The sequence below is a fragment of the Ralstonia sp. TCR112 genome (assembly GCF_007997035.1).
Taxonomy (GTDB): domain Bacteria; phylum Pseudomonadota; class Gammaproteobacteria; order Burkholderiales; family Burkholderiaceae; genus Ralstonia; species Ralstonia edaphi.
In genome coordinates, this window is record NZ_VOSS01000029.1 from 80650 (window position 1) to 88910 (window position 8261).

The 8261-nt window shown below is 65.7% G+C and carries 7 protein-coding genes; 1 reads left to right on the forward strand and 6 read right to left on the reverse strand.

Annotation, left to right across the window (positions count from 1 at the left end; translation table 11 throughout):
• Positions 1 to 11 precede the first annotated feature (11 nt).
• The 4 genes from madL to FUT88_RS10520 form a co-directional block, all read right to left on the reverse strand.
• A complete protein-coding gene (gene madL, locus FUT88_RS10495; protein WP_009240184.1) occupies positions 12 to 419 on the reverse strand; it encodes a malonate transporter subunit MadL in 408 nt (135 codons plus the stop codon).
• A gap of 620 nt (positions 420 to 1039) precedes the next feature.
• The gene (locus FUT88_RS10510) at positions 1040 to 3337 is read right to left on the reverse strand and encodes a primosomal protein N' (RefSeq protein ID WP_147214715.1); all 2298 of its coding nucleotides are present in this window, start codon (positions 3335 to 3337) and stop codon (positions 1040 to 1042) included.
• Between the two features lie 590 nt (positions 3338 to 3927).
• Entirely contained in the window at positions 3928 to 5022 is a 1095-nt protein-coding gene (hemE, locus tag FUT88_RS10515; RefSeq protein WP_147214714.1) for a uroporphyrinogen decarboxylase, read from the reverse strand.
• Between the two features lie 94 nt (positions 5023 to 5116).
• Positions 5117 to 5602 carry a cupin domain-containing protein gene (locus FUT88_RS10520; protein ID WP_147214713.1) on the reverse strand — a complete coding sequence of 162 codons (486 nt, stop codon included), beginning with the start codon at positions 5600 to 5602 and terminating at the stop codon, positions 5117 to 5119.
• 205 nt (positions 5603 to 5807) lie between these two features.
• Between FUT88_RS10520 and FUT88_RS10525 the strand changes: the two genes are divergently transcribed.
• Complete coding sequence (locus FUT88_RS10525; protein WP_147214712.1) at positions 5808 to 6155, forward strand: GFA family protein; 348 nt, start codon at positions 5808 to 5810, stop codon at positions 6153 to 6155.
• Positions 6156 to 6165: 10 nt separating this feature from the next.
• On the opposite strand, the gene FUT88_RS10530 is transcribed toward FUT88_RS10525, so the two are convergent.
• Positions 6166 to 7194 (reverse strand): Rieske 2Fe-2S domain-containing protein, encoded by a 1029-nt coding sequence (locus FUT88_RS10530; RefSeq protein ID WP_147214711.1) that lies wholly within the window; start codon positions 7192 to 7194, stop codon positions 6166 to 6168.
• A partial coding sequence (locus FUT88_RS26160) for a hypothetical protein (RefSeq protein WP_186829264.1) occupies positions 7191 to 8261 on the reverse strand: 1071 nt, incomplete at its 5' end. The genes FUT88_RS26160 and FUT88_RS10530, both read right to left, overlap by 4 nt.

The window sequence follows — 8261 nt, forward strand, 5'->3', positions numbered from 1 at the left end:
GGTGCGGCTCCTTAAGCGCGGGCTTGTTCGGTTTCAGGCAGCGGTGGCAGAGGTTGCCGGTTTTCTGCCTTGCCTGTGCGGTTGATGACCGCGATGCAGGCACCGCATACGATCACCGCGCCGATGGCACCGAGCAGCGCAACGGGGCCACCGCGCAGTGCCGTGACGACGTTCTGCGTGGCTGCCATGGCCACCACTACGGGGATGTACATCGCGCCCCAGAACGAGACGCCCGCCTCGGTGGCGGCGGGCATCAGACCGCGCTTGTGCAGGTAGAGCCGCGCGAAGATGAGCAGCAGCATGGCGATGCCCACGCCGCCGACATTGGCCTTCACGCCGATGGCCTGGCCGAGCAGGTCGCCCAGGAAGAGGCCGGCGATATGACAGAGCGCCAGCAGGGTTGTACCGTAGATGATCACGTCTTTGTCTCCTGAAGGAACGGCGATGGATCGCCTGTTGTGGTGTTTGGGTGATCGAGGGGTGAGGACTGGTTGTTTTTGCGTTGATTGCGTTGGTGGTGCATCCCTTGTTTCATCCCCTGCCGGGGCTGACTTACTTTCTTTTGGTCTTGGCCAAAGAAAGGTAGGCAAAAGAAAGGCGCGCCCGAGATGGCGAAAGATTCCTTGAATTTCCGTAACCGGGCGGAGACGGGAAAAACTCGCTTCGCTCAGACAGTTTCCCCCTCTTTTTCCTCCCTGCAACAGAAATTCAAGGCGCCATCTAGGGCAGGAAAGTCAAAGGACAAAAGCCACACCATCTGGACACAAGCCCAAAAGACAAGGCCAACCTCGCGACGGGTTGGCCTTTTTCTTTTGACGTTGAGCCCTTGATGGCGCCTTGAATTTTCGTAAGCGGGCGGAAAAAAGGTGGGGAACTGTCTGAGCGCAGCGAGTTTTCCCCACCTCCGCCCGGTTACGCAAATTCAAGGAATCTTTTCGCCATCTCGGGCGCGCCTTCTGTTTGCTTACTTTTCTTTGGCAAGACAAAGAAAAGTGAGTCGGTCCCGGCAGGGAACGAAAGGGAGGTGGACCACCAACGCTCAAATCCTCAAAGGATCAATCTCCAACTGCCACCGCACCCCCTTCACAGTCTTGCCAATCCCCGCAAACCCCTCAGTCCAGGCAGTCAACAGCTTCTGCAAAGCCGCGCGAGAACCCGATTCCACCAGCAACTGCGCCCGCTCGCGGTTGGCCAGGCGCACCATCGTCATCGGCACCGGATCATGCAAAAACACCGGCGCGCCCAATTCAGCGGCCAAGGCTTCACCAGCCGAACGCGCGGCGCCCAAAAACTCCAGCGCGCGTGCGACTTCCTTGTGCTCTGCGGTCAACAACGCCTGATAGGCAAACGGCGGCAGCCCGGCCTGTTTGCGCTCCCGCAGCAGCTGGCGCGCAAAACCGTCGTAGTCGTGCCGAACCAGCGCCTGCAGCGCCGGTGCGTCGGGATACCGCGTCTGAATCAGCACCTCGCCGGCCAAGCCGGCCCGGCCCGCGCGGCCCGCCACCTGCATCAGCGAGGCAAAGAGATGCTCTCCCGCGCGGAAGTCGTGCGAGAACAGCGAGGAATCGGGCGCGACCACGCCCACCAGCGTCACGCGCTGGAAGTCGTGCCCCTTGGCGACCATCTGCGTGCCGATCAGGATGTCGACGCCGCCTTCGTGCACGGTGTCGAACAGCGCTTCGGCGCTGCCCTTGCGGCGGGTGGAATCGGCGTCGATGCGGGCGACGCGGGCCTGCGGAAACAGCTCGCCGAGCGTTTCTTCAATGCGCTGGGTGCCGCGCCCGAGCGGGGCGATGTCGACGTTGCCGCAGTCGGGGCAGTGATGCGGAATGCGCGATTCGTACCCGCAGTGGTGACAGCGCAGGCGCCGCTCCGGCTTGTGCAGCACCAGGTACGCCGAGCAGCGCGGACAGCCCGACAGCCAGCCGCAGGCGTCGCAGGACAGCACAGGCGCGTAGCCGCGGCGGTTGAGGAACAGCAGGCTTTGTTCGCCGCGCGCCAGGCGATCGGCAATCGCATCGACGAGCGGTTTGGACAGCCCATCACGAATCGCACGCCCGGCGCGGCGCTCCAGGTTCAGGTCGATGAGCGACACGCGCGGCAGCACCGCTTCTGCCTGCGCGCGTTGCGAGAGCGTCAGGCGCGTCGTAGCCGTCTGCTCGGCGCGCCACCAGGTTTCCAGCGACGGCGTGGCAGAGCCCAGTACCACGGGGATGTTGCGCTGCTTGGCACGCCATAGCGCCAGGTCGCGTGCGGAATAACGCAGACCCTCCTGCTGCTTGTACGACGTGTCGTGCTCCTCATCGACAAGGATGAGCGCGAGGTTGGGCAGCGACGCCAGCATCGCCAGCCGCGTGCCGAGCACGATGCGCGCTTCACCGCGATGCGCGGCCAGCCAGTTCAGCGCGCGCGGCTGTTCGGCCAGACCGCTGTGCAGCGCGGCCATGGGCACGCCGGGAAAACGCGCCGCAATGCGCGCCTCCAGCTGCGGCGTCAGGTTGATCTCGGGCACCAGCATCAGGACCTGCGCGGCGGGGTCGCGCGCCAAGGCGTCGGCGATGGCGTGCAGGTAGACCTCGGTCTTGCCGCTTCCGGTCACGCCAAACAATAGGAAGGGGCTGAAGGTACCCGCCGCCCCGGCCTGGGCGATGGCCGCCACGGCGGCGGCCTGTTCGTCGTTCAGGGCGGGCGCGACGGAAGGCGCCGGCAGCTCGAGCGGTTGCGGCAGCAGCGCCTTCGGCCGCAGTTCTGCGCGCAGCCAGCCGACGGTCGTCCAGTCCCGCAGCTTGGCGACGGCTTGCCCGTGCAATTCAACGGCGGCGCTGGTGGACAGCTCGCCATCGCCGGTCAGTGCTTCGGCCAGGCGCATGGCGCCGGACGCACGTTTCGGAACGCTGTCGAGCAACGCGGCCCGCGCCGGTTCAAACATCACGTAGACGGTTTCGTTGGCCTGCCGGGCGAGGTTGTCCCAGCTGCCCGGCGTGCGCCACAACGGCGGCAACGCGGGCAACGTCACCTCGCCGAGCGCACGGTGGTAGTAACCGGCAGCAAATTCGGCGAGCGCCCGCCATTCGGCGTCGAGCGGCGGCACCCAGGCCAGCACCCGCTCCACATCGCGCAGCTTTTCTTGCGGAACATCGGTGGTTGCGGCAGTTTCGACCACCAACGCCACCACCCGCCTGTTGCCGAACGGCACCACCACGAGCTGCCCAACCAGCACAGGTTGCCCGCACCGGTAATCGAACACGGCATCGAGCGGTGTATCGATCACCACACGCGCAATGGCAGCCGACACCTGGGCATCAGAAAACGCGGCGTCGACGTGGGCGGTGGTCATGCTTGGCGCAAACGGTTGAATTGCAAAGAGTTTGTTGCGATGCAGCGGCGCATCCTGCACCTGGGAAATGCGTCTTGCCCATCTCACCTTGCCTTCACAGCCATTGCCATGGTCGGTTCAATGTTCAAGTACTACTTGAGGTTTATGCCTTGGCGCCCTGATCGGCGACCGTTTTCCGGCCTATCCACACGGCCTGTGGATAACTTTGTTGAAAAGTCGGCCGCTGCGCCCGCGAAGGCCGGTAGACGCGCTGTTTTTCTAGCTTGCACGATTTACGCGCACGCGGCTTTCTTTCAGAAAAATCAAACACTTATGCGGTGCGTGCACAGAGCCGCCCCTGTTGCGCCGCGGAAAGAACCAGCCGCGACAGCTTTGTGCATAAGTCAAGTCTTGACAGCCGGCTTACGCACCAGAAAGCGCGAAATAAATCGCTTGACACCCCGTTGGGGCCAGATGGGGCCACCGGCACGCGAGTAGTCACTCACCCCTACTGCACCAAAGCGGCGAAGATTCCACCCGTGCCCCCGACTTCACGCACTATTGCGGCACGATTCAAACGCTATCGCACTGCAGCATTGATCTTGATCGTGTTACTTCGCTTTCGACCGCAGCGCGCGGCTGAAGCTGTGCACCTCCTCCACCAGCACCGATACGGCTTCGGGCGGGGTGAACTGCGAGATGCCGTGGCCGAGGTTGAAGATGTGGCCATCGCTGCCACCGCCGGCTGCGTAGTCTTCCAGCACGCGGCGCGCTTGCGCGCGAATCGCCTCCGGCTCGGCAAACAGCACGGTGGGGTCCAGGTTGCCTTGCAAGGCGACGCGGCCCGCCGTTCGCTGGCGAGCGCGCTGCAGGTTGACGGTCCAGTCCACGCCCAGCGCGTCAGCACCGGTCTCGGCCATGCCTTCGAGCCACAGGCCGCCGCCCTTGGTGAACAGGATGACCGGCACGCGCTGGCCGTCGGCCCCGGGGCGAATACCCTTCACCACGCGGGCCATGTAGGCCAGCGAAAACTCCTGGTAGATGCCATCGGCCAGCGCTCCGCCCCAGGTATCGAACACCTGCACAGCCTGTGCGCCTGCATCGATCTGTGCATTCAGATAGTCGATCACGGCCTGCGCGTTGATCTCCAGGATGCGGTGCATCAGGTCCGGGCGCGCGTAGAGCATCGACTTGACGGTGCGGAAGTCGTCCGAACCGCCGCCTTCGACCATGTAGCAGGCGAGCGTCCACGGGCTGCCCGAGAAGCCGATGAGCGGCACCCGCTGGCGGCCGTCCTGGACGAGCGCACGGCGGATTTCCGCCACGGCGTCAAACACGTATTGCAGCGACGACATGTCCGGCACGGACAGCGCCGCCACATCGGCTTCCGTGCGCACCGGCTTGGCAAAGCGCGGCCCCTCGCCTTGCGCGAACGACAGCCCCAGGCCCATGGCGTCGGGCACGGTCAGGATGTCGGAGAACAGGATTGCCGCGTCCAAGGGGTAGCGGTCCAGCGGCTGCAGCGTCACTTCCGTCGCGTACGCAGGCGACTTGGCCAAGCCGAGGAAGCTGCCGGCCCGCGCACGCGTGGCGTTGTACTCAGGCAGATAGCGGCCCGCCTGGCGCATCAGCCACAGCGGGGTGTAGTCGGTCGGCTGGCGGCGCAGGGCGCGCAGGAAGGTGTCGTTGGCGAGCGGGGCGGACATGGCGATGGACTCTTGAGGAGGGCGCCATTGTAAGGGATGGTGTTTTTATCCTTCCCTGACCCAGGCCAACCCGTCGCCAATCACGACGCAGATATCACGGCACCTTGTGCGTATCGCCCGCACGCTGCGGCGGCAGCTTGATCGCCATCGACTTGAAATCCGGGCTGGTGGTCAGTGTTCCGTGCACCACGCCGCGCGGAATCACGACCAGATCGCCCGCCCGGACTTCCCGCGGCGCGCTGTCGAGCCAGACGGTGGCCGTGCCCGACATCACGTACTGGATTTCGTCGGCGTACGTATGCGTGTGCTTGGCGACGGTACCGACCTGGACGCCCACCGTGCCGTTGGCCGCCGTGACCAGCGTCTTGGTGCGCAGCGTACCCATCTCGGCGATGACGGGGCCGATTTCGTCCGGCGTCATGCCGCCCATGTTGACGATCTGCGCCGCAAGCGGCGGTGCCGAGGCCGGAGCCGATGCCGCCGCCGGTTCTGGCACTTGCGCAAACGCGCCGACACCGGCGGCAAAGATAGCGGCAGCGGAAATCGCTCGAATCACAGCAACAGGACGATGGCGATGCATGATGGCTCCTCATGACGCGGCCGCCGTCAAGGCGCGGCAGTCCGTGTGGCGCGGTCGCTTGACCGACTCGCGGCGATTGTCGCATCGGCATGCGGCCGCGTAGACCTAGGGCGATTCCCGAGAAACCGGGGCGCCGCTCCCAAACCGGCTCGCCTATAGTGGACCGCGCCAAGCCCGCCACAAAACGACATCACAGGAGACCGGCATGACACACAAGGGAAGCTGCCACTGCGGCAAGGTCGCATTCGAAGTCGAAGGCCATCCGGAAAGCGCGATGGCGTGCAACTGCTCCATCTGTCAGCGCAAGGGCTCGCTGCTGTGGTTCGTGGCGCGCGACAAGGTGCGGCTGCTGACGCCGGAAGACAACGCAAGCACCTACCTCTTCCGCAAGCACGTCATCAAGCACCGCTTCTGCCCCACCTGCGGCATCCATCCGTATGCCGAGGGCGTCATGCCCGACGGCACGCCCATGATTGCCGTCAACGTGCGCTGTCTGGAAGACATCGATTTGGCCAGTGTGCCGGTCACCCACTTCGACGGGCGGTCGATGTAGCAGCGCGGCGCTACAGCCACATCTGCATCACGCGCTCGCCGGCCTCCACCGGCTTGCCGTTCGGCATCCACACCGCATCCAGCATCGGCCGCACGAGATCGAGTTCGGTCGACATGCCGTCCTGCCGGCCAAAGCGTGCGCTGTTGGCGGCCTGCGCTTCCACGATGCGGCGGTCCTGCTCCGCCACGCGATACAGGAACGGCCAGACGAGCCAGCGCACGGCCCAGGCCGGCGCCCAGCGGTTTTCCACATGCAGCGTGGCGAACAGGCGCGTGCGCATCTCGTCTTCGGGCGTGAAGTGCAGCGTGAAATACAGCGCACTGCCGTTGGCGTAGCGGTATTCGAGCTGGGCGGTGGAAGGCGCGGCGATACCGAAATGCGCACGCTCCATCGTGCGCGGCGATTCGAACAGGCGGTACAGCAGACCGCTTTGCTGCGGCTGGCCGGCGTAGTCGACCTGCAGGCCATCTGCCGACTGGGCGACGGTCACCGTCATCGGCTGGCGCGCGCCATGGCTGCGCACGAGACCCGGATGCACGAGATGCGTGTGCAGCGGGTCAAGAAAATTCTCCAGCGCGTCGGCGGGGCGTGCCTGCCACAGCGTGCTCCACAGAAAGCGGCGGCTGCCGGGCGGCAAGCGCTGCAGGAACGCCGGCAAGGCCGCAGGCGCAGCTTCGCCCGGCGGCCGTGCACTCATCCAGATCAGCCCGTCGTGCTCGAACACCTGCCACGCATTCACTTGCACGGCGGGCACGGCGGCGCCTGGGCACAGGCCCGGCATGGTGGTGCAGCGGCCGTCGGCGCCGAACGTCCAACCGTGGTATTTGCACTGCAGTGTCTCGCCAACGAGCTGGCCGTCGGACAACGGCACATGCCGATGCGGGCAGCGATCGTCCAGCGCAAGCAAGCCGCTGGAGGGCAAGCGCGCGAGCACCACCGCGCGGCCAAACACGGTCACGTGCATCGGTTTGTCGCGCAGGCGGTTCGCCTCGGCGACGGGATACCAGCCGCGCAGCAGCGTGGCGTTCCAGGCAGTCATAACTGAAAGCGTTGCATGATCGGCACGCCGATCCGGGTGGTGAGGGTGCGCAGCACGGCGACGGCGCGGCGCGTGGCGGGTGGCAGATGCCTGCAGTAGACGGCGCTCATCTCGATGGCCGGCACGCCTCCGCGCAGGCGCTTGAAGTGCGCGGCGCCAGCGCTCAGGTTCAACTCGGCATCGCGCGTGATGGTCAGGCGCAGCACGTGCGCCATCAGCAGGCGATACAGCCCTGCTTGCTGGGGCCACGTCGTGTCGTAGCCGACGATGGGCGCGGTCAGCAACGGCCCTTGCCCAAACACGCCGACCACCGCGCGCAGCACGCCCTGCGCATCCCGAAAACCCGCGCATTCGAGCAGCCCTGCCGCGTGCCACGCGCGAAGAAACGCTGCGGTGTAACGCGGGTTCAGCGCGGAATACTTGTCGAGATAGAGCTGCGCATAGAGCCGCTCGGCCTGCGCGAAGTCGGTGTCGGTCAAGGCGTCGTGCGGCACGAAGGTCAGCGGCGTCGCGTCGAGCAGCTTGAGGTCCCGCCGCAGATCGCGACGCAGTTCCGACACGCGCGACGCACGCTGCAACTGCAGGAACAGATAGACCTGCCGCGTGGGGATCAAATCGAAGCCGGCAGCCGTGGCGGCGCGCAGCCAGTCGGCGTGCTGGATCGTGTTGAGCGAACGCAGCCAGATCGCGCGGTCCGGCCAGCGCTCGCGGCATGTTCGCGCGAGCGCTTCCAGATCGAAGGCCGCCGCCGATGGATACAGGTTCGTACTGACCAGCCAGTTGTTGACGGCCACCGCACGGTCGAGCTGCGCATGCCGCATCCACGCATCGGCCAGGCCAATGGCGCCGCGCAGCACCGGCCGCAGCATGCGCGGCATCAATCGCTCGGATTCTTCCGCCGCATAGCGGCCGTACGTGGTGATGGGCGAGCAGACCCAGGCGTTTTCGGCATGGTCGGCGCGATCCTCACTGCCGTTGATGGTCACGGGCAGCGGCAGACCGCCAGCCTCCACCACGTCGACCTGCGTCACCAAGTTGGCGACGAACGGCTGCGACGCCTGCCCGCG

Excerpts from the sequence above, each read along its gene's own strand:
- FUT88_RS10510 (WP_147214715.1), bottom strand. The coding sequence starts at position 3,337 with ATGACCACCGCCCACGTCGACGCCGCGTTTTCTGATGCCCAGGTGTCG.
- hemE (WP_147214714.1), bottom strand. The coding sequence starts at position 5,022 with ATGTCCGCCCCGCTCGCCAACGACACCTTCCTGCGCGCCCTGCGCCGC.
- FUT88_RS10520 (WP_147214713.1), bottom strand. The coding sequence starts at position 5,602 with ATGCATCGCCATCGTCCTGTTGCTGTGATTCGAGCGATTTCCGCTGCC.
- FUT88_RS10525 (WP_147214712.1), top strand. The coding sequence starts at position 5,808 with ATGACACACAAGGGAAGCTGCCACTGCGGCAAGGTCGCATTCGAAGTC.
- FUT88_RS10530 (WP_147214711.1), bottom strand. The coding sequence starts at position 7,194 with ATGACTGCCTGGAACGCCACGCTGCTGCGCGGCTGGTATCCCGTCGCC.